Annotated in this window: 24 protein-coding genes; 22 read left to right on the top strand and 2 right to left on the bottom strand. The window is 28.7% G+C overall.

The genetic code is table 11. The annotated features are described in order from the left end of the window. The first annotated feature begins 132 nt into the window (after window positions 1-132). From ON24_RS01725 to glf, 6 genes are all read left to right on the top strand, one after another. Window positions 133-402, top strand: a complete 270-nt coding sequence (locus ON24_RS01725) for a hypothetical protein (protein ID WP_016358639.1) — start codon at window positions 133-135, stop codon at window positions 400-402. A gap of 4 nt (window positions 403-406) precedes the next feature. Next, window positions 407-775 carry a hypothetical protein gene (locus tag ON24_RS01730; RefSeq protein ID WP_040681730.1) on the top strand — a complete coding sequence of 123 codons (369 nt, stop codon included), beginning with the start codon at window positions 407-409 and terminating at the stop codon, window positions 773-775. Between the two features lie 701 nt (window positions 776-1,476). After that, the gene (locus ON24_RS01735) at window positions 1,477-1,830 is read left to right on the top strand and encodes a hypothetical protein (RefSeq protein ID WP_016358637.1); all 354 of its coding nucleotides are present in this window, start codon (window positions 1,477-1,479) and stop codon (window positions 1,828-1,830) included. A gap of 472 nt (window positions 1,831-2,302) precedes the next feature. Further along, window positions 2,303-3,874 carry an MBL fold metallo-hydrolase gene (locus ON24_RS01740; RefSeq protein WP_040681731.1) on the top strand — a complete coding sequence of 524 codons (1,572 nt, stop codon included), beginning with the start codon at window positions 2,303-2,305 and terminating at the stop codon, window positions 3,872-3,874. 254 nt (window positions 3,875-4,128) lie between these two features. Then, window positions 4,129-4,506 carry a hypothetical protein gene (locus ON24_RS01745; protein WP_016358635.1) on the top strand — a complete coding sequence of 126 codons (378 nt, stop codon included), beginning with the start codon at window positions 4,129-4,131 and terminating at the stop codon, window positions 4,504-4,506. A gap of 310 nt (window positions 4,507-4,816) precedes the next feature. Then, window positions 4,817-5,917, top strand: a complete 1,101-nt coding sequence (gene glf, locus ON24_RS01750) for a UDP-galactopyranose mutase (RefSeq protein WP_040681733.1) — start codon at window positions 4,817-4,819, stop codon at window positions 5,915-5,917. 320 nt (window positions 5,918-6,237) lie between these two features. Here the strand turns inward: glf and ON24_RS01755 are convergent, their stop codons facing one another. Beyond that, window positions 6,238-7,194, bottom strand: coding sequence for an SseB family protein (locus ON24_RS01755; protein WP_040681734.1), 957 nt, complete (start codon window positions 7,192-7,194; stop codon window positions 6,238-6,240). 409 nt (window positions 7,195-7,603) lie between these two features. On the opposite strand from ON24_RS01755, the gene ON24_RS01760 reads away from it, so the two are divergent. The 14 genes from ON24_RS01760 (at window position 7,604) to ON24_RS01820 (ending at window position 16,814) form a co-directional block, all read left to right on the top strand. Next, on the top strand, window positions 7,604-8,233 hold the full coding sequence (locus ON24_RS01760; RefSeq protein ID WP_016358632.1) for an HAD family hydrolase: 630 nt from the start codon (window positions 7,604-7,606) through the stop codon (window positions 8,231-8,233). A gap of 184 nt (window positions 8,234-8,417) precedes the next feature. Then, window positions 8,418-9,056 carry an HAD family hydrolase gene (locus ON24_RS01765; protein WP_040681736.1) on the top strand — a complete coding sequence of 213 codons (639 nt, stop codon included), beginning with the start codon at window positions 8,418-8,420 and terminating at the stop codon, window positions 9,054-9,056. Between the two features lie 111 nt (window positions 9,057-9,167). Beyond that, the gene (locus ON24_RS01770) at window positions 9,168-9,437 is read left to right on the top strand and encodes a hypothetical protein (RefSeq protein ID WP_016358630.1); all 270 of its coding nucleotides are present in this window, start codon (window positions 9,168-9,170) and stop codon (window positions 9,435-9,437) included. A 27-nt stretch (window positions 9,438-9,464) separates the two neighbouring features. Then, a complete protein-coding gene (locus ON24_RS01775; RefSeq protein WP_040681737.1) occupies window positions 9,465-9,821 on the top strand; it encodes a hypothetical protein in 357 nt (118 codons plus the stop codon). Between the two features lie 60 nt (window positions 9,822-9,881). Then, entirely contained in the window at window positions 9,882-10,268 is a 387-nt protein-coding gene (locus ON24_RS01780) for a hypothetical protein (protein ID WP_040681738.1), read from the top strand. Between the two features lie 65 nt (window positions 10,269-10,333). Continuing rightward, a complete protein-coding gene (locus ON24_RS01785) occupies window positions 10,334-10,948 on the top strand; it encodes an HAD family hydrolase (protein WP_016358627.1) in 615 nt (204 codons plus the stop codon). 270 nt (window positions 10,949-11,218) lie between these two features. Further along, window positions 11,219-11,725: a hypothetical protein gene (locus ON24_RS01790; RefSeq protein ID WP_016358626.1), complete on the top strand. Its 507-nt coding sequence runs from the start codon at window positions 11,219-11,221 to the stop codon at window positions 11,723-11,725. A gap of 179 nt (window positions 11,726-11,904) precedes the next feature. Continuing rightward, complete coding sequence (locus tag ON24_RS01795; RefSeq protein ID WP_050553522.1) at window positions 11,905-12,780, top strand: N-acyl homoserine lactonase family protein; 876 nt, start codon at window positions 11,905-11,907, stop codon at window positions 12,778-12,780. 364 nt (window positions 12,781-13,144) lie between these two features. Beyond that, the gene (locus ON24_RS01800) at window positions 13,145-13,516 is read left to right on the top strand and encodes a hypothetical protein (protein WP_016358624.1); all 372 of its coding nucleotides are present in this window, start codon (window positions 13,145-13,147) and stop codon (window positions 13,514-13,516) included. A gap of 378 nt (window positions 13,517-13,894) precedes the next feature. Further along, the gene (locus tag ON24_RS01805; protein WP_232216514.1) at window positions 13,895-14,242 is read left to right on the top strand and encodes a helix-turn-helix domain-containing protein; all 348 of its coding nucleotides are present in this window, start codon (window positions 13,895-13,897) and stop codon (window positions 14,240-14,242) included. Window position 14,243: 1 nt separating this feature from the next. Beyond that, window positions 14,244-14,972 carry an ImmA/IrrE family metallo-endopeptidase gene (locus ON24_RS01810; RefSeq protein WP_016358622.1) on the top strand — a complete coding sequence of 243 codons (729 nt, stop codon included), beginning with the start codon at window positions 14,244-14,246 and terminating at the stop codon, window positions 14,970-14,972. Window positions 14,973-14,976: 4 nt separating this feature from the next. After that, window positions 14,977-15,495 carry a hypothetical protein gene (locus ON24_RS01815; protein WP_016358621.1) on the top strand — a complete coding sequence of 173 codons (519 nt, stop codon included), beginning with the start codon at window positions 14,977-14,979 and terminating at the stop codon, window positions 15,493-15,495. A 187-nt stretch (window positions 15,496-15,682) separates the two neighbouring features. Continuing rightward, window positions 15,683-15,808 carry a hypothetical protein gene (locus tag ON24_RS09485; RefSeq protein ID WP_268869981.1) on the top strand — a complete coding sequence of 42 codons (126 nt, stop codon included), beginning with the start codon at window positions 15,683-15,685 and terminating at the stop codon, window positions 15,806-15,808. A gap of 517 nt (window positions 15,809-16,325) precedes the next feature. After that, window positions 16,326-16,814 carry a flavodoxin gene (locus ON24_RS01820; protein ID WP_040681739.1) on the top strand — a complete coding sequence of 163 codons (489 nt, stop codon included), beginning with the start codon at window positions 16,326-16,328 and terminating at the stop codon, window positions 16,812-16,814. A gap of 79 nt (window positions 16,815-16,893) precedes the next feature. Here ON24_RS01820 and ON24_RS01825 read toward each other — a convergent pair whose 3' ends face one another. Continuing rightward, complete coding sequence (locus tag ON24_RS01825) at window positions 16,894-17,223, bottom strand: hypothetical protein (RefSeq protein WP_040681740.1); 330 nt, start codon at window positions 17,221-17,223, stop codon at window positions 16,894-16,896. Window positions 17,224-17,351: 128 nt separating this feature from the next. On the opposite strand from ON24_RS01825, the gene ON24_RS01830 reads away from it, so the two are divergent. Beyond that, complete coding sequence (locus ON24_RS01830) at window positions 17,352-17,735, top strand: (deoxy)nucleoside triphosphate pyrophosphohydrolase (RefSeq protein WP_040681741.1); 384 nt, start codon at window positions 17,352-17,354, stop codon at window positions 17,733-17,735. A 15-nt stretch (window positions 17,736-17,750) separates the two neighbouring features. Then, complete coding sequence (locus tag ON24_RS01835; protein WP_040681742.1) at window positions 17,751-20,672, top strand: DEAD/DEAH box helicase; 2,922 nt, start codon at window positions 17,751-17,753, stop codon at window positions 20,670-20,672. Window positions 20,673-20,726 lie beyond the last annotated feature (54 nt).

Genomic DNA, 20,726 nt, shown 5'->3' on the forward strand with positions numbered 1-20,726 from the left:
GTAATCCTATCTTGTATCGTAGAATTATCAAACTCAATGTAGATTATTATAAAAAGCATCTTATCGGCGGTCGCAGATGGAATCCAGATAATTATTTAGTTTTATAAAAAAATTAATTTTTAGGTTTAAATCATGACAGAAAATAAAGATAATCAAAATGAAGAAATTAAAAAGGACGTGAAGAATAATTCTAAAAATAAAAAATCTAAATTAACCTTAATTAGTCTTGTAGATGAGAATAACTCACTACATATGGGTATGCTTGCATATAATAAATTAACTTCTCAATTTGAGGAAGAAAAAAAATTATTAAACTCTTTTCAAGAAGATAAAATTATGCCAAGTATTACCTTATCAGAATTTAGAAAAAAATTAATCCAATATAAAAATAAGGAGATATAAAAATATGGTAACTTATGAAGCATTGAAAAATAGACCACGAATTGTTGTTAATGACAATACTAATTATCTTTCACTTGATGGTGTTGGTGCAGAAATACCTGTTTTCATAGTAGGCAGTAATCATGAAGTAGAAAATATTAGTATTGAAAGTTACACTAATAGTCAATCAGTTATTAAATCATTAGGTTCTGATTCATCTGATGTTAAAATTATCACTGACTTCTTTGAGGAGGCTAAAGTTAATTCTACTGGACAGTTAGGTGTTGAAAAAGTATATGTTGTTGATATTGGTGTTAAGCAGTTGGAGTCTGATATTCATGCTGTAGGTTCTGATGATTATATTATATTCCGTTTCGGTACCGGTTGTAATTAACTACTAATTACAATAATTATTTTTGTATAAAAAATAGTGTAATAGTAGGATGTAATCATAAACATTTAAATTAAAGTTTCAATTATATTCTGGAAATTATGAAGGAAAAATGTTTTAGCAGTAAATCACATGTTCTCTTTTTTTTACCCACAGATTAATAAGGGAAATATGATTTAGTGCTATTTTTTTTAAAAATTATTATTACTTTTTTTATTTTTTTTAATAATATATACTACTTTTAAAGAAGAAAATAAAAATATTTATATAGTATGTAGTACAATATAATATTGTAAAAACAAATAGGAGGTGGAAAAAATTAAAGAAAAAGATGAAAAAATCTTAACTATTATTATCCTACTATTACAAATAGTTAAGATATTACTAATAAAATATTAAGGGAGAAATCCCTAATAACTTTTATGGTAATATATTCTTTTTCTTAATATATAAAAATTTCCAAAAAAATAATGGGGTGAGAAAAATGAATTATATTATAAATATAATAGAATTAATTTTATTAATACTCTTAATATATTTAATATATAAAAATTTCAAAGAAAATAAAAAATTAAACAAAAACCAATATTTTTACATAATATTTGTTGTAATAATAATATTCGGCATAATAATAGAATATTTGATATTATAAAAGAGATATAACAATATATTTCTTTTATTTTTTTAAAAAGGGGAAATAGGATATGGGAAAATATACTTCAATTAAAATAAATTCAAATCTTGCAGATGAACTAAAAATATTAAAAGAAGAAAACAATCTTGCATCATTAAATGAGGTAATAGAAAAACTAATACCAAATGCAGTAAACGAGGAATACCAATTCAACCGCGAACCACCAGCATTCACACTAAAAGGATCTAAAGAGAATTTACCCATAAGTTACAGTATGCTTAAAAAATCCGATAATGGCAAAACATGGAGCACTGACTTAATGGAAGCAACAATATTATTTAATGATAACTATGGTTGTTTAATCCGCTTCATGATACCAAACACAGACGAAGTAGATTGCATTTATTACCACTACTTAAAATAAAAAAAATATTATTATCCTCTTGTTCTCATTTTTTTTTCAAAATTAATAACGCTTTCTATAAAAATGAATATTAATAATAAACCCTTATTTTTTTATTAAATTCAATTGAAGATTTCATTAAAAAATTATAAAAATCAGTTTTAATAATACATGTTATTATATAAGAAAAAAAGGGAATACATACAAAAATGTAGATAGTTCCTGGCGGAGTCGAACCGCCATCACAAGATCCAGGGTCTCGTATGATTGCCATTACACTAAGGAACTATAAAAAACAATAAAACTAATTTATTAATTTATATAAATCATTAAATTAATACTATTACTATAATATGTTTTTCATGATTTATAATGTTTTTCAATAATTATTATAGTAATTCCAACTATAAAAGGATATCCCAATATCCTTTATAAGTCGGTGTCGAATTATTATAAAATAATTATTTTTTAGAATGTAATTTAAGGGGTTTATATGAGTGATATTAGTTTTTATGGCGGAGTAGATGAGATTGGTGGAAACAAGATCAAATTGGATATGGATTCCACATCACTTTTACTTGATTTTGGAATGAGCTTTAAGCAATACGGTAAGTTTTTCTCAGAATTCATTAATCCTAGAAAGGCTAACGGTATCGGGGACTTTATTGAACTGGGACTTATACCTGATGTTAAGGGAATATACAGGTCTGATTTTCTAGGTCATATGGGAATCCCACAGGAGGAAAAACCTGCCGTGGACGGTCTGCTTCTATCACATGCACATGCGGACCATGCGGATTACATATCACATCTTAGAAGTGACATTCCGATTTACATGACCCGGAACTCCAAGATAATACTGCAGGTTATTGGTGAGACAGGTCTCAACTCCGGTTTCAAGGATATCTATCAATATAAAACACAGTTTACCTATGTTCCCAAAAAAACCGGCAGCGGTTTCAAGAAGCTTACAGGTGATGAGGCCAAACATCCGAGGGATATTCGAATACTTGAGCCTTATGATGTTCAAGCTATCGGGGACTTAAACGTTCAGCTTGCGCCTGTTGATCACTCACTTCCAGGTGCCGCAGGTTTTCTAATTGAGGGGAGCCAGGAAAACGTTGTATATACTGGGGACCTACGTTTCCACGGTAGAAACAGGGATTTGACCAGGGACTTTGTAAAACATGCCAGAAGATTCTCACCTAATGTCATGATATGTGAGGGTACAAGAATCAACAGTGAGGAATATAGAAAGGAATTCGACGATGAAGGAAACAGAATCGAGTATCTTGAACTGGAGGAGGATATCGAGGAGAGGGTCTATAATCTAATAGGTGACTTCAAGGGCCTTGTCATCGCCAATTTCCCCCTCAGGGATCTTGACAGGCTGATTACCTTCCATAACATTGCAAAGGAGACCGACAGAACATTGCTCGTTTCCACTAAACAGGCATATATGTTAAAGCTCATTGAGGAGGAAAACGAGGAGAAGACCATCTATCCAAGTATCCATGATGAGAATATTGGAATATATATAAGGCGTAAGGGCGACGGACTTGTATCCTCCCTGAGAAATGGTGATGGCCATTCAAGTGATTTCTATGTTTCAAAGGATAATAATTGGGTTAATGCAGATGAGGACATCTATATAAAGGAATATGAAAAATGGGAAAGGGAATTTCTGGACTATGATAACGCATACACCTATAGGGATATCCAGGATAATGAATCGGGCTTTATCATACGCCTTGATAATTTTTCATTCATGGAGCTGATCGATATTAAACCTGAAAATGCGATCTATCTTCACAGTACAACCGAACCATTTAATGAGGAGATGGAGATGAATTATGAGATAACCGAAAATTGGCTGAACCATTTTGATATTCCAATCTATAACCACTTCCATGTATCAGGTCATGCGAAGGGTCCTGAACTTCTTGAGATGGTAAGGGAGATTCATCCCGATGTTTTATATCCTGTCCATACGGAGCATGCCGAGTTATATGACGTGCTAAAGGATGATGGCATAAAGGTTATTCATCCCAGCTTGTCCAAATAGAAATTAATATTTCTTGTAAAATGATTATTTAATCGACTTTTTTTATTTTAATTTTTTATCTTTACTATGCTTCTAATTGGGGTTTTTTTAATAGTGTATTTAAGTAGATTTCATTTTTACTAGGCTTCTAAATGGGTTTTTTAATATTGTATTTAATCGGATTTCATTTTTGTCAGGTTTTTATATTGCTTTTTTAATATTCTATTTAAGTAGATTTGATAAAAATTATATATCACTTTAAATAAAGTACTAATATGAATTTTAAAGAGGAATTGATGAAAGGGGATTCTGGATATTCAAGGCTTCAGAAGTATTTAATCTATTTTTCATGTGCACTACTTTTCATCTGTATGTTTCTACAGTTCTGGATAGATGTAAATCAATATAACTTTAATTTTGCTGTAGCCATTGGAGTTTTTTTAATTTTCTTTATCTACATTGTATCCAAGGATGAAAGATTGATTCCAAATTCAAACAGTAAATCCGAGGCCATATTTGCACTTATCATGACCATAGTCTTGCTTATGGTTGTTGTGGCGGTTTATTGGAACACTAGCCTGCTTAACGTTTCATTTGTTTTGGCATCATCCATTGTTAACCTGGTGGTTTTCATTCCACATGCCCTATCCTGAAGACTATTATTAAATTACTTTTTTTTATTTTACTCTATTTTTTAAGATTTTAGAATAAATGCTGAAATCCATTTAATTAGGATGCATTGCTTTTTAATTTACCTTTTTTTTAATTTCCACTATTTTAAAGATTTTATAATAAATGCTGAAATCTATTTGGTTATGGGGTATTGTTTTTTCATCTACTTTTTCTAGTTTCCACTTTTTTTAGATTCTAATATAGAAAGGCTAAAATTTATTTAATCAGGAAACATATATAATTTATTATTATAATTAGTTTTATAAATTTTATAAAAATATTGTGATTTATATGGAATATGATTATTTAATAGTTGGTTCAGGACTTTTTGGTTCTGTATTTGCACGTGAAATGACAGATAAAGGTAAGAAATGTTTAGTTATTGAAAGAAGGGATCATATAGGAGGTAACGTTTACACTAAGGAGGACCATGGTATAAATGTTCATATGTATGGTGCACATATATTCCACACAGACAATAAAGAGGTCTGGGAATATGTAAATAAATATGCTGATTTTAACCGTTTTACAAACTCACCTATTGCAAACTATAAGGGTGAACTATACAATCTTCCTTTCAATATGAATACCTTCCATGAGATGTGGGGAATCAAAACCCCTCAGGAGGCTGTTGAAATTATTGAATCTCAAAAGGCCGAGGCAAATATTACAGAACCTAAGAACCTTGAGGAACAGGCTATCAGTCTTGTAGGTAAGGATATTTACGAGAAGTTGGTTAAGGGATATACCGAAAAACAGTGGGGAAGGAAATGTAGTGAACTTCCTGCATTTATTATTAAACGTTTGCCTGTAAGACTAATCTATGACAATAACTATTTCAACGATTTATACCAGGGAATACCTATTGGTGGATATACCCAGATTATTGAAAAGCTTTTGGACGGCATTGATGTTAAGATTAACTGCGATTTCTTTGACGATAAGGAGAAATGGATGAATGTTGCGGACAAGGTGATATTTACCGGTATGATAGACCAGTTCTACGATTACTGTTATGGTGAACTTGAATATAGGGGCCTTAAGTTTGAGACTGAATTGAAGGATACCGATAACTATCAGGGTAACGCTGTTGTAAACTATACCGATGCTGAAACTCCATTTACAAGAATCATCGAACATAAGCACTTTGAATCTGCCGAATCAGATGTCACCATCATTACCCATGAATATCCACAGACCTGGAAAAGGGGCATGGAGGCATACTATCCTGTAAATAACGAGGCAAACAATAACCTATTTGCAAAATACCAAAAATTAGCGGATAAGGAGGACAAGGTTATCTTCGGTGGTCGTCTAGGTCTATATAAATATTATAATATGGATAAGATCATTGAGGAGGCTTTGGCTTTGGTTGATGCTGAAAGTAATTAGATTTCATTAATTACTTTTTTTACACTTTTTTTCATTGAATTCTGGGATTGGATTTCTCAATTGTTTTTTTATTGGATTTTAAGTTCGGACTTTTTTTTAGTTGATTTAAAGTAGAATCTCTATTCATTGCTTTTTTTATGTTTTTTTTTACCTGATTTTAAAATATAATTTTTAATTGTTTTTTCAGTAAATTGGATGATCAATTACCAATTTTTCATCATTTAAGGACATAAAGTCTACAATTCCATTCTAAAACAATTAAAAATATTAAATCAGGAATTAACTGGTTTTAAAATGTTTGTTAAATCTTCTAAAACAGTTTATTCGATCTCCCAGAAATTACCGTCATTATCTAAACCGACTGGAAATCCGCATCTTTCCAACCATCTATCGGTTGTAAGTTCTGGAATAGGGGCAGTGTTAAAAGTCTGTCTAAATATTCTTCTTGAATCGTTAACAAGTGATGGGTTAATTGTATCATTACCAATGAATGCTTTCCAATTGTCTTTAAATAGATGTAAAAGAACAATCTGTACTTTGCCCTTATATTCATAAATATCTAAAACCTTAAACAATGAATTAGGGCCACAGGTAAATAAATTCCAATTAGTCTCCTCTTCAAACTCTGAACAGTCAATGCAATGATTGGATATGATGGCAAAACGACAGTTTGTAACAATTTTACCGATTTTATTACTTGAATCTACAAATGCCCTTTCCTGAATTATCTGGCCGATTTCATATTTGTTGATTAGATCTTTGGATAGATCTAGGTCTCTGACAAAGAAACCTACCTGGTCATAGGCCATGTTAACCTTCTCCTTCTGACTTAACTTACCTGAATGCTTTTTATCATCAAATAAACGTAAAAAATCTTTAAACGCTATTGAAAAACCATTCTCATTAAACGGATTAATGACAATGTCTATAAAGTTTGCTGTTTTAAATTTTTCAGCAATATCCGCACTATCTATTAGTAATATGTTGTCGCAGTTAACGTTGATTAACTCCTTTTCGTTTGTAAATACAAATAGATGCACGTTTCCATTTTCATCCACATAGGTCAAGGGTTTAAATCCAAGGGGTTCCTTGGTTGTATAGGTTTCCCCTACCTTCACATTTTCCAGTGCATCTTTGTTTCTTGTAAACTCAATGGGCAAAAGTAAGGACGCTTTTTTCAACTCTTCAATAAGCATCTTCTCATATTCACGTGTTCTCTTCTCTGCACTTACATTAATTAAATCGTCTAAACGTTTGTTGTTAACCTCATCAGACATATTTATCCCCAAATTAACTTTTTTATTAAAATTTTAGGTCAATCCTTTATAGATCTGGAATCTAATAAAGATATTTCCAATCAGCTTTTGAAAGAGTTTTTAAAGAATATCCTTATAAGCTTGATTAAACATTCTTATAAGATATTTTTAAATAATATTTTTATTAGGTCTGATTGGACCTTTCTAGAAAATATCTTTATAAAGTATCATTATTAAATATGATTAAACCTTTAACAATCATTTAATTATATCATTCACTAGTTATAAAAAAATTTCCATTAGTGTTTAATGTAGAATCGGATTTTCTTCTAGGTATGTCCATAGGAAATTTAAATTCCAGTTTTATAAAAATACCAATCGCTCATGACCTTAAAAAATATTTTAATATAATATACCATAATATAATATTATGAAAGAATTGTATATCTTTGACTTTGATGGAACTTTGGTGGATTCTATAGTGGATTCCATTGCATGTGTTAACGAGGTTTTAAAAAGATTTGATAAACCAACTTATGATAAAGATCTGAAAACATTATATTATAAGGATTTTAGACAGTTTCTAAAAGATATCGATGCAGGTAAGGAAACAGACGTGTATCCTGCATATATTGATTTATATAAGGATTATCCGAAAGTCCACACCCGTCCATATGACGGTGTTAAAGAGGTTCTAGAAGAGTTGTCCAATCGGGGAAAAACATTGGCGATATGCTCAAACAGGGATGAGAAATATTTGAATGAATTTTCTAAGGAGCTTTTCAAGGATATCAATTTTAAGTATATCTCAGGCTATAGGAAAGGCATACCTGACAAGCCTAATCCATACAGACTAAATGAGATAGTCGAAATGGAAGGCTGCAGCAAGGATGAAGTATTGTATTTCGGTGATAAGGATGCTGATATTGCAGCTGCAGAGAATGCCTCCATGGATATGGTTTTGGTGACATATGGTCAGGGCAATGATGAGGATTATTCAAGCGATTATCCTTTAAGAATCATTGACTCACCTTATGATATATTGGATTTGGATTTTTGATTTGGTTGTTAGATTTTTTATTATTATTATTATTACTATTATTATCTGGATTAGATTTGGATTTTTGATTTGATTGTTGGGGTTTATTATAATCATTTGAATTTTAGGTTTTAATCCATTGTCATGGACTGGAATTTAAACATTAAATGATATGTATTTAAACCTTTAGTAAAGGGGCTATTTGATGAGAAAGGGATATATTTTTGATTTTGATGGAACATTGGCGGACACTTTCCTGGATTCTTTGATTGCATTCAACAAATCATTGATTGAATATGATGTGGACACGTTTCACATAAACGATTTGGAAAATGTTAGCTATGTGGATTTTAGAAACTTTGCACATAGGCTGGAAGACAATGCAGATAACCTGCCCATTAAGGATATCCAGCTGGCATACAGGAGGAACTCACTTGAATCCAAAAGGTATCATACGGAACTATATCCTGGTATTCGTGATGTCCTGAAAACATTAAAGGATAATGGTGTTTCTATATCAATATGCTCCAACCGTGATCAGATATTGCTTGATAGTTTGGTTGATTACCTGTTGGGTGATATCGCATTTGACTGCGTTGTTGGATATAGGGAAGGTCTACCTGGAAAACCAGATCCATATAAACTTAATAGGATAATTGAAAAGTCAAATCTGGATAAGGACAATGTGTTGTATGTTGGGGATAGAAGTGCCGATATCCTGACTGCAGAGAATGCCAATGTTGATATGGCTTTTGTAACCTGGGGTCAGAAGGATGATATCTCCATGCACTGTAATTATCCTTTAAAGATGATTGATAACGCTTATGACCTTTTGGATTTGTAATTAATTTTAATATTTTTTATAATAATTTCGCTTTAAGAAATAGTTTTGGAAATATTTATTATAAATAATAATATAATATTAATTAATTATTGATAGGGAAGGTTTTTTAAGATGACTGAAAAAAAAGTTTTAAGGATACTCCAAGAGGATGTGGATCTTAAAAAATTATTTAATCAAGAATTTTTAGACAAATTAAATTCTAATTTTAAGGATTTGAAGATTTCACCTGTGGTAATTGGATTTTCAGTAGAGAAAGATGATATTGAAAATGATAATGTTACTGTAGGCTATCGAAATGATGATGACTTAAGTAATAATACTGTTGTTATCAGTGTTTCTAATAATCCTGACAATATTGATAAAATGTCTGACAGTTTATAAAATTATTATTCTTGTTGGGGGGTTACTATGGAATCTATAGTTAATAAAGAAATGGAGATTTTCCCAGGAAATCCTAAAAAGTCATTTACTAATGATGATTTATATTTTAAAGAAAGTTATTTTTATCATAATTATAAAAGAGAGTTTTTAAATAGGCTTCAAGAATTATCTAACCAATATGACTTAGGCGATGTGGAGTTTAAAAGGGAATATGATTGCGGAGTTCCTGAGGATTTGTTTGTTATTCATGTGCCTAAAAATATGGGTTGGGAAGAATACACTAAAAATTTTGAAAAAATAATCAATGAAATGTGGCAATACTCTAAAACTAATAAAAATAGGGAGTCTCTTTTTTTAAATTCAAATATAATTTGCGAATATTAATTATTTTTCCAGGTGATTAATATTTTAAAAATTAAAAATTATCCCCAGTACCAATTATATTTGTTTACTAAACTTCTTTATGAAAATAAGGAGGATTTAATTCCTGATTCTTGTGATGATAGGTGTATTAATAGTACGATTATTAATAGATCTTATTATAGTGCTTATTCTTATTCCTCTTTATGGTTAAATAATAAATATAATTTTAAGGTTAAGAAATCTTGGGATTTTATAAATGATAATGAGCAATATAAATCGGAGCATAGGCAAGTTATTGATGAATTAAAATATAAAAAACAGTTTACTTGTTCTAACAAGTTGATGGAATGTAAGAGAATTAGGAATATTGCTGATTATGAGATGTTTCATGATATAACTGATAAAGATGTTGAAAATTGTTTTAAAAACATGGAATATGTTATAAAAAAATTAAAATTAGAATTATGATTATTTTTTTTAAATATTCCGGTATACTTTAGAAACTATGTATAATCACATTGATAAGTGGTATAATGAAAAAACTGTATATTTTTGATTTTGACGGAACGCTTGTGGATACATTATACGATTCCGTAAGTGCATATAATAAGGCTTTGGAAAAATTTAATCAACCGATATTTCCATTTAAAACTGCAGATGACATCAACTTTGAGGAGTTCATATCATTCATGGGCTCCGATGAGGATATTCTGGAGGAATATATGGATATCTACATAAGGAGTCCTAAGGACCATACAAAACCATACGATGGCATTTTGGAAACACTTGCTGAACTTAACAGCAATCCGGACATAACCCTGGCGGTATGTTCTAATCGTATGGATGACCTATTAAGGATGCTTGTATTGAAGCTATTTCCTAATATAGATTTCAAATATGTGATAGGCCATATAAGGGATGAGCCATTCAAACCTGATCCATTTTTAATTAACAAGATAATCAAGTCCGAGGACTTTTTAAAGGAGGAGATTGTGTATATTGGAGATAGGTATACCGATATTCAAACGGGAAAGAATGTTGATGTTGATGTTATTGTGGTAAAATGGGGTCAGGGTTCCGATGATGCATACCTTGATGATTATCCTATAAAGGTTGTAGATAAACCATCAGAGATTCTGGATCTCTGAGTATCCTCATGGTTATTACATTAATCCATATTAAACAAGAAAACAACTTAATTTGGAATTCAGTAACCAATAGAATCAAACCCTATTTGGAATTTAATAGGGTTTAAATAATAAAAAAATCAATAACTTAATTCAGTGACTTTATATAAATTAACAATAAAATCAAATAACTAATCTATTTTAATATTGAAAAGTAAAAATGTATTTTAATTAAAATAATTATTTACTTGATGCAGATAAGTTATTAATCTAAAAAAATGATGTGGTATTATGGATTATGGTGAAAAGTATAAGGAATCAATTATTAACTTGATAGAAATTAACTCCAACATGATTGATACAACAGAGGAGGCCTTTGTACTCTGTGATGATAATATCCGTCAAGATGTAGAGGATAATGTTAAATATATATTGAGCTTTCTTGAAACAGAATATGTTGTAAATGCCGAATACGAAGATTTTAAAGAGTTATCCGGCTATTTGTATGAGGTATTTCAAAATGATGTAATCTATAAATATCTATTGACCTTATTGGAGTTTGCATTAAAGGACCTTTTAAAGGTAGCGGATTTTAAATTTAAAATGGTTGAGGAAGGGAATTTTGATTCATTTACAAAATTCAACTCAGACATTATAAAAGAATTCTTTAACGTATATGAGAATTTCCAGGATAATTATCTGATGTTTATATTGGAATATAAAAACTTTGAGCATTACTCTTTAATACATGATTATAACAGGAATCTCAAGGACGCCTTTACAAAGGAAGACGATTAGATTCCTGATTATCCATTTATTTATTCTTTTTTTTTTTACAAGTTTGATTTTTTTTATTTATTAAGATTTAATTTTTTTTAGAGATATTTCGTTAAATCTTAAATCTTATATTTCTAGGTATAAATAAAGAGTATAATAGGTTTATAGTTATTATCTATATAAAATTCTCAGTGATGTAAATGATGAAGATACATGTTTTACAGACAGGGCAGGTAAATATATCCGAGTCACTAGCTTTTCGTGATGAGGAGGTAAATCCCTCATTACCGAAACTTACGGTTCTAAGTTCTTATGGTAGAAAAAACAGGAAATGGTTTCCTGTATCAGCATATCTAATAGAATATGATGATTATCTGATTCTATATGATACCGGCTGGCATAGGGATATTTCACCAAATGGAAAATATGAAAAACTATCCCAGATTAGACATCAAACCTTAAAGGACTATTTGACCAATCAGGGACTAGTGCCGGAAGGTCAGGCCATAAATGAACAATTGGAATCTTTAAACATTAAAACATCCGACCTGGACTATGTGGTATTAAGTCACCTTGATGTGGATCATGCCTCCGGTCTTAAACATGTTGGGGATGCCAAAAAGATTATGGTAAGCAGGGACGAACTTGATTTTGCAAATAAGAATAAGATTAGATATGTTGGGAACATGTGGAAAGGTGTCGATTTGGATACCTTCGAGTTTGAGGACAGGCCACATGGTACCGAGGAGGAAATCTTTGAAAACAGTCCTGTTGGAAGGGTCTATGATCTGTTTGGTGATGGGAAATTCCAATTAATTAATATACCTGGACATACTCCAGGTTTAGTCGCATTAAAGATTATCAATACCTATACCGGTAAATATGTTTTACTTTTCTCCGATGGTGGTTATGCTGAAAAATCATGGAGGGAGATGATTCTACCGGGTATTGCGGATAATCTAGATCAGGCTATCGAATCTCTTAAATGGATTAGACAGACAAGTCTAAATGAGAATTGCATTGAGAGCCTTGCAAACCATGATCCCGATATTAAACCGCATATTATAGAATTATAACCATAATGCTCTCTATCTATTATGTTTTTTTTTAGTTTTTTTCCGTTTTTGGAGTTTATTTGATTTTTATTTTTTTCAATTTAATCCAATTTTAACTTTTAGCTATTTTTTCATTTAGACTTACCTCTTATTTTTCACTTTTTTTCAAGTGGATAATAACTTTGGCATAAAATTTGATAGGTTTTTAATTTTTTTCACTAGATTTTTATGACAATTCTAAAATTCATATGTTCCTATAAATAATCGGTCATAATATTTTGGCATAAATTTTAATGGATTTTTAATTTGTTTCACTGAATTTTTATGACAGAATCACTAAAACCTGTAAAAAGTTATAAATATTTCTTAAATTAAATAGTTTTTTATGAATAATGATAAATTTTTTAGAAGTAAACCTGGATATAATATGTTTCAGAGAGTTTTAGTTATTATATCCATAGTATTATTGGCCATTTCATTGATTTTAGAATACTTTGCTTTTAAAAACATTACTGATATTAGATTTTATGTTACAATTCTATGTTTTATATTAATATTCTTATATCTTATAACAAGAACCGAGTCAGTTTATAATAGATCCGATGCTTTTGTGGGGATATTTATCAATACTGCAACATTATTTGCAGGAATCTATTTCTTTTATAAGGTAAATTCATTAGTTTTAGGATTAATGGTTATTGCATCAATATTAAATTATATTGCATTCGTTCCTCATACAAAGAAAATCAAATCTTAAATCAATGTTTTTAAATATTTAATTATTATCTGGTTTATTTAAACGGATTATATTCCAAACTTTTATTTTTTTATTAATCTTATCAGGCTATTTTTTGTTGGATTGTTGTCATATAATCCTTACATCTATTTTATTTGATAAATAATCTACAATGATATAAAAATTATGTATCTTTAAGGTTTATTTTAATTAAACTTAACTGATTCACATCATATAAATTTTTAAAGGATTTTTAAGGTTTATCTATCTTTTTTACCAATTTGTGTCTGTTTTAATCAAGGGTGATTATATTCATTTTTATTGATATGTCATATTTTCTTAAAAACATTTAAATAGTATTATGACAAATATATTCATGTCTACTTTGGAGGCATTTCTTTGGCAGAAAGCGAAAAAAATATTGAGATGGGTAAAAGATTAAAAGAGTTAAGAACTTCCCAGAATATTAATCAGTCTAGTATAGCTAATTATTTGGGCATTGACCAAAGTACTCTAGCTAAGATTGAATCCGGGAAACGTTCATTAAATTTAACGTCCCTAAACAAGCTTTGTGAATTATATGGCTGTTCTAGGGATTATGTTATTGGAAAAACCGACAAGTATACTCCTTTAAATTTTGCGTTCAGATCTAAAAAAGTTAGTGTTGAAGATTTAGAGGCAATCGCTGTTATAAACAAGATTGTTTTGAATATTGAATTTTTAGATAATCTAAAGGAGGATGATTGATGTGAAAAGTCCAATAGAATTGAATTCATTTGCTGTTGAGCTTAGGGATGAATTGAATATGAATCCTTATATTCCTATAGATTTATTTCACATGGTCCCGACCTGTTTTACAGATTATACTATAATATTCCATCCAATGTCATCAAATACTAGTGGTATGTGTGTAAAGAATGGTACCAATAGTATTATAGGTATAAATTCCAATTCCTCTTTAGGTAGACAAAGGTTTACACTTGCCCATGAATTATATCATTTATTATATGACGATAACTTCAATGAGGATATTGTTGTCTGTAATTATAATGATAAAAGTGATTCAGAGCAGGAGGCTGAGCTCTTCGGTTCATATGTATTGATTCCCTATGAGGGTTTAAAGAAATTTATCAAATCTAGAGGTATTAAAAAATGGACCTTGGATGATGCCATAGTGTGTGAACAATATTTCCAAATTTCACATCAGGCTTTAATTACAAGGCTTCTTCAAGATGGATTTATTGATGAAAGAGAATTTGACAATTTATCTAATGTTAAGATTAGTCATGAAGCGAAGTTAAGGGGTTTTGATAAATCAATTTATCAGGTTCCGGAATATAATAGCAAAAGAGTGATTGGTAATTATGTTCGTCTAGTTGAGGATGCTTACAATTCTAATCTTATATCCGAGGATAAAAGAAATGGAATGTTGTTAGATGGATTCCAAGATGAGATTGTATATAAATATAAAAGGTGACTAAATGGAATCTAAAACTCTCTACCTAAACAACAATATTCTTTTTACATTTGTTAGAGTTGATAATATTGACTTGTTAAATAGACAATTCAATAAGATTGTTACCACTCCAAAAACTTATAATGATCTTTGCCGTTCAATAAAAATGGAAAAGAGGTTAAAACCTTTGGTTGAAAATAAGATTATCCAACTTAAAGATATTAAAGTTTATTCTGAAGAGTTTAAAGTCTTTATGGATTTAACTTCAAGTAAATATGTAAGTGATAACGAGGCTATGTTGATGGCTATGGCAAAGGTAAATAATGGAGTTATTCTTGTGGAGGATCCTAATGAAATGAAGGAGTATTTAGATAGGTTCCAAATCAATTATATCTCATTGGAGGATATTTTTGTAAATAGTATTGAAAAAGGCATTATGAGCAGTGAGGAGGCAATGGAACTATTGCTTAAGATATCCGCTTCAAAAACTCCAATATCTGGTGAAATATTAATTAAAATAAAAAATAGGATAGAGGATTATTAATCTAAACTATCAGTTGGAATACAAATTAGAAAATTACAATTCATGTTAATATACTTACTAAAAAACATAGGTTAATGGTGAATATATGCAATTCCTTTACAGGAAGGTGTAAAAAGTTTATTTAAGTAAAAATAACTTTTTATATTTTTTATCATATATAATTGCAGAATCTTATGGGGGTAGATTTTTGCAATTATCATATACCATGAGTCTTATAATTGTAGGTCTATGGGGGTGTAGAACCTATGATTATTTTTTCACTGTTAATTTTATAATTGTAGGTCTATGGGGGTGTGGAGCCTACAATTATTAATTAATTTGTTTTTTTAATTGCAGAATCCTTGAATTTGATTTCTGTAATTATTTTTTCAATTCACTTTGTAATTACAAATCTTAGGTTGATTTCCGTAATTACTTTTACTATTAACTTTATAGTTGTAAGATCCGTATGTATGGAACTTGCAATTTATAAAAATATCATAATTTCCAATTAATAACCATGTAATATATTCCTTAATTTAGTGGAAATTATGATTTAATGGTTCCATTATTTTTTTAATGGAATCATATTCTTTTTAAACTTTTTTTTCAAGATTTAAACTTATTTAAAATCAATTTACACATTCTTAAATAATAAAGATAAAACTAAGTATTAAACGTCTTTTTTTTATAAAGAATTTTATATTTTTATCTATCATTATTTTCTATAATATCTTTATATGTATATATAAATTTTTTTTAAATAAAATATATATATTACTTTATATATAATAATATTAACCTAATTAAGTTTTATAAATTTATTTTTAAAAATTGTTTAAAGTGATAAAATGAGCGGATTAATTGTTTATTATTCATATAAAAATCATACGAGACTGATTGCAGAAAAAATTAGTGAGATTACAGGTTTTGATTTATGTGAAATTGAAACTGTTGAGGATTATACAGATGATTATGACATGCTTGTAGATGAGACTGTAGATAATTTAAAAAGTCAAACCAAGCCGGAATTACAACTATTGGATAAAGAAATATCTAATTATGATACAATTGTAGTTGGAAGTCCTGTATGGTGGTATACCATAGCTCCACCTATTAGAACATTCTTATCCTCAAATGATTTTACAGGAAAAACTGTTATACCATTTGTAACTCATGCTGGATGGCCAAGATCTGCTATTAAAGAGGCAAACAAACTTGCAGAGGCAAATGGTGCAAATGTGAAAAATCCAATAGAAATCCAATTTACAACAGATCATGATGCAAATGATTTAGTTACATCTAATGGGGATATTAAATCATGGATAAATAGTTTATAATTAAAAATATATTTTTAATTTTATTTTTTATTTAATTTTAAATTTAAGTAGTTTCCATCTATTTAATGAATCCATTTATTTATTTTTTAAATTTAAGTGGTGCCCATTCTATTTCAACATTATTGGAATCATTCAAAACCCAATTATAGGTTCTCATTTCAAGATTATTTTTTAAAATTTCTAACTGATTGCCACTTTTTTGAAGTCTATAAACCTTAGCTTTAACCTTGTCTAGTTCTGCTGATACTTTTGCCTCATCTTTATTCTCATCAAGTATTGATTTTAAGGTTTTAATGGTAATGATATAACTAAGTTCATAATATTTGTCCTCGGTTGTTTTAACTTCAAGTTTATTTAATCTCTCTTCTGCAGTATTACATCTTTTTTGAATCTCAATCCTACTTTTCATATTATTAATTTATTAATTTTATTTTATCATAATTTTTTTGTTTTAAATTTAAGTTTTAAAAAAATTATAATAATCTTTAATTATATTTAAAAACAAATAATATTTTAATTATAAATTAGAGGGATTTAATGAAGAAGTTACATGTAGTAGCAGCAATTATTAAAAAAGATGATAAAATTTTAGCTACTCAACGTGGATATGGTGAATTTAAAGGTCTTTGGGAGTTTCCTGGTGGAAAAATTGAAAATGGTGAATCCAAGAAGGAAGCTTTAATTAGGGAAATCAAAGAAGAGTTAAATGCAGATATTAAAATTGATAAATTTGCTTTAGATATAAAATGGCAATATCCTGATTTTTATTTATATATGTCTTGTTATGAATGTAGTTTAGAAAGCGATTTAAAGCTTCTAGAACATATGGATGGAAAATGGTTAAGTAAAGATGAATTAGATTCAGTTCAATGGATTGAAGCGGATATAAAAGTTGTAAATTACTTGAAGGAAAATCTTTAGAAAAGAGGTTTGTAGATGTCTAATGGTGAAGAGATTTTGGAAGGGGCAAAAATTGCTTTTGTTGATAAGGACCTCCAATCTTATGATGGTTTAAAACCTAAATTAATTGTAAATAATGATGGTAATAAGGTTATAAATTCAATTAAAGAAGAGTTACATAGATGTGAAGAATTTTATATTAGTGTTGCATTTATTACTATGGGGGGTATAACTCCTTTATTACAGGATTTTAAAGAGCTTGAAGCTAAGAATATTAAAGGAAAAATCATTACTACAAATTACCTGAATTTTACAGAACCTGCTGCTTTAAAGAAACTTAATGAATTTGAAAACATTGAGGTTAAATTCTCTCAAGAAGAGGGTTTTCATACTAAAGGTTATATTTTTAAGGATAAAAATGTTTATAAGGGAATTATTGGAAGTTCTAATATTACTTTAAATGCATTAACCATTAATAAAGAATGGAATATTGGTTTTTCATCTTTAAATAATGGTGAAATTATTAAGAATTTATTTGATGAATTTAAAATCTTATGGGATGAGTCAAAGGATCTTATAGATATTATTGATGAATATGAAAAAATTTATAATGAAAATAAAAGGGCTTTAGAGACAAATAAAGAGATTTTAGATGATAAAATTGATGGGAAGAATTTAACACCAAATTCAATGCAAATTGATTTTTTAAATAATATTGATGATTTGATTAGTAAAGGAGAAAATAAAGCTCTTTTAGTATCTGCAACAGGTACAGGTAAAACATATGCATCTGCTTTTGCAGTTAAAAAATTTAATCCAGATAAATTCTTATTTTTAGTTCACAGGGAACAAATTGCAAAACAAGCAATGAAAACCTTTAAAAAGGTTTTTAAAGATGAAGATTATAAGTTTGGATTATTATCAGGTAATTCCAAACAATATGATAAGTATTATCTCTTCTCAACTATTCAAACTATGTCTAAAGATGATGTTTACAGTAAGTTTAGAAGAGATGAATTTGACTATATCATTATAGATGAGGTACATAAGGCAGGTGCAGCTAGTTATCAGAAAATATTGAATTATTTTACACCTAAATTCTGTCTTGGAATGTCAGCATCTCCTGAGAGAACAGATGGTTATAATATTTATGAATTATTTGATTATAATGTGGCACTTAATATTAGACTTCAGGATGCTCTTGAAGAGGATTTACTTTGTCCATTCCATTATTTTGGAATTACTGATTTAACTGTTAATGGTAAAGTTTTAGATGATAACTCTGATTTTCAATATTTGGTATCTGATGATAGAATCAATTATATACTTGAACAATCTGAATACTATGGATATTCTGGAGATAGACTTAAAGCACTTGTATTCTGTAGTACTAAAAAAGAAGCTAAAGAACTAGCTAAAGGATTTAATAATAAAGGTCATCCTACAGTTGCACTTACTGGTGAAAATTCTCAAGAGGAAAGGGAAGATGCAATAAGAAGATTAACTGGTGATGATGTAGAGGATAAATTAGAGTATATTATTACTGTAGATATATTTAATGAGGGAGTAGATATTCCAGAAATTAATCAGGTATTACTTGTAAGGCCTACTCAATCATCAATTATTTTTATTCAACAATTGGGAAGGGGTTTACGTAAATTTAAAAATAAGGAATATGTAGTTATTATTGACTTTATTGGAAACTATAAAAACAATTTCTTAATTCCTATTGCATTATCTGGAGATAAATCATATGATAAGGATATTATCCGAAAATATCTTATGGAGGGAAACAAAATAATTAAAGGCTCATCTTCTATAAGTTTTGATGAGATATCTAAAAAGAGAATATATAATGCAATTAATAAGGCAACCTTTAAGACTGCATTATTTAAAGATAAATATCTGAATCTAAAATATAAATTAGGAAGAATTCCTTATTTAGTTGATTTTTATGAAAATGGTGATTTAGATCCTTATTTAATAATAAGTCATAATAGTTTTGACTCTTATTATAACTTCTTAAAGAAATATGATAAAGATTATGATGAGTATTTATCTGATGAAGAGGTTAAATCATTAAAATTTATTACTGATAATTTTGCTGATGGTAAAAGACCACATGAACTTTTAATTCTAAAAATATTGTCCTTAAACCATTATTTTACAATTGAATTAGTGGAAAAAGCTTTAAAAGACTATAATATTTTCAATGATTTTAAATCTATAAAACATTCATTTAGAATGTTTATTTTAAGTTTCTTTAAAGGTGGAGATAAGGAAAAATATTCTGGAATAAATTACTTTGACTTTAATGACAGTGATTTAGATAATTTAGAAAATCTTAAAGATAAAAAATATGATATATCAGATGATTTTAAAAGATTTTTAAGTTCAGATGTTTATAAAAAACATTTTAATGATTTAGTTGACTATGCCCTTTTAAGGTATAAAACAAGGTATAATGAGCAAACAGAAGGAGAAAATTTAAAGCTATTTGAGAAATATTCTAGAAAAGATGTTTGTCGTTTATTAAATTGGCCGGAAAATGAAAGTTCAACTATTTATGGGTACTCTATTAAGTATGATACCTGCCCTATCTTTGTAACATATAAAAAGAAGGAAGATATTTCAAGTAGTACAAAGTATGAAGATGCATTTGAATCAAGGGATATTTTTAGTTGGATGACAAGAAGTAAAGTTAAATTAACTAGTAAGGAGTCTCAGGAAATAATAAATAATCAAAACCTTAAAATCCATTTATTCATTAATAAAAGTGATGATGAAGGAAACAGTTTTTATTATATGGGGCAAGTAGATCCAATTAAAGATATGTGGACTGAAACAACAATTAGAAACGATAAAGGTAAAGAGTTACCTATTGTTAATTTTAAACTTAAATTACATACTACTGTTAAAGAAGATTTATATAATTATTTCATGGATAATATTGAATAGTTATGATTTAATTTTTAATAATTAAACATTAATGTAACATAGTAAACTATACAT

Origin of the sequence: Methanobrevibacter boviskoreani JH1 (assembly GCF_000320505.1) — an archaeon.
Classification (GTDB): domain Archaea; phylum Methanobacteriota; class Methanobacteria; order Methanobacteriales; family Methanobacteriaceae; genus Methanarmilla; species Methanarmilla boviskoreani.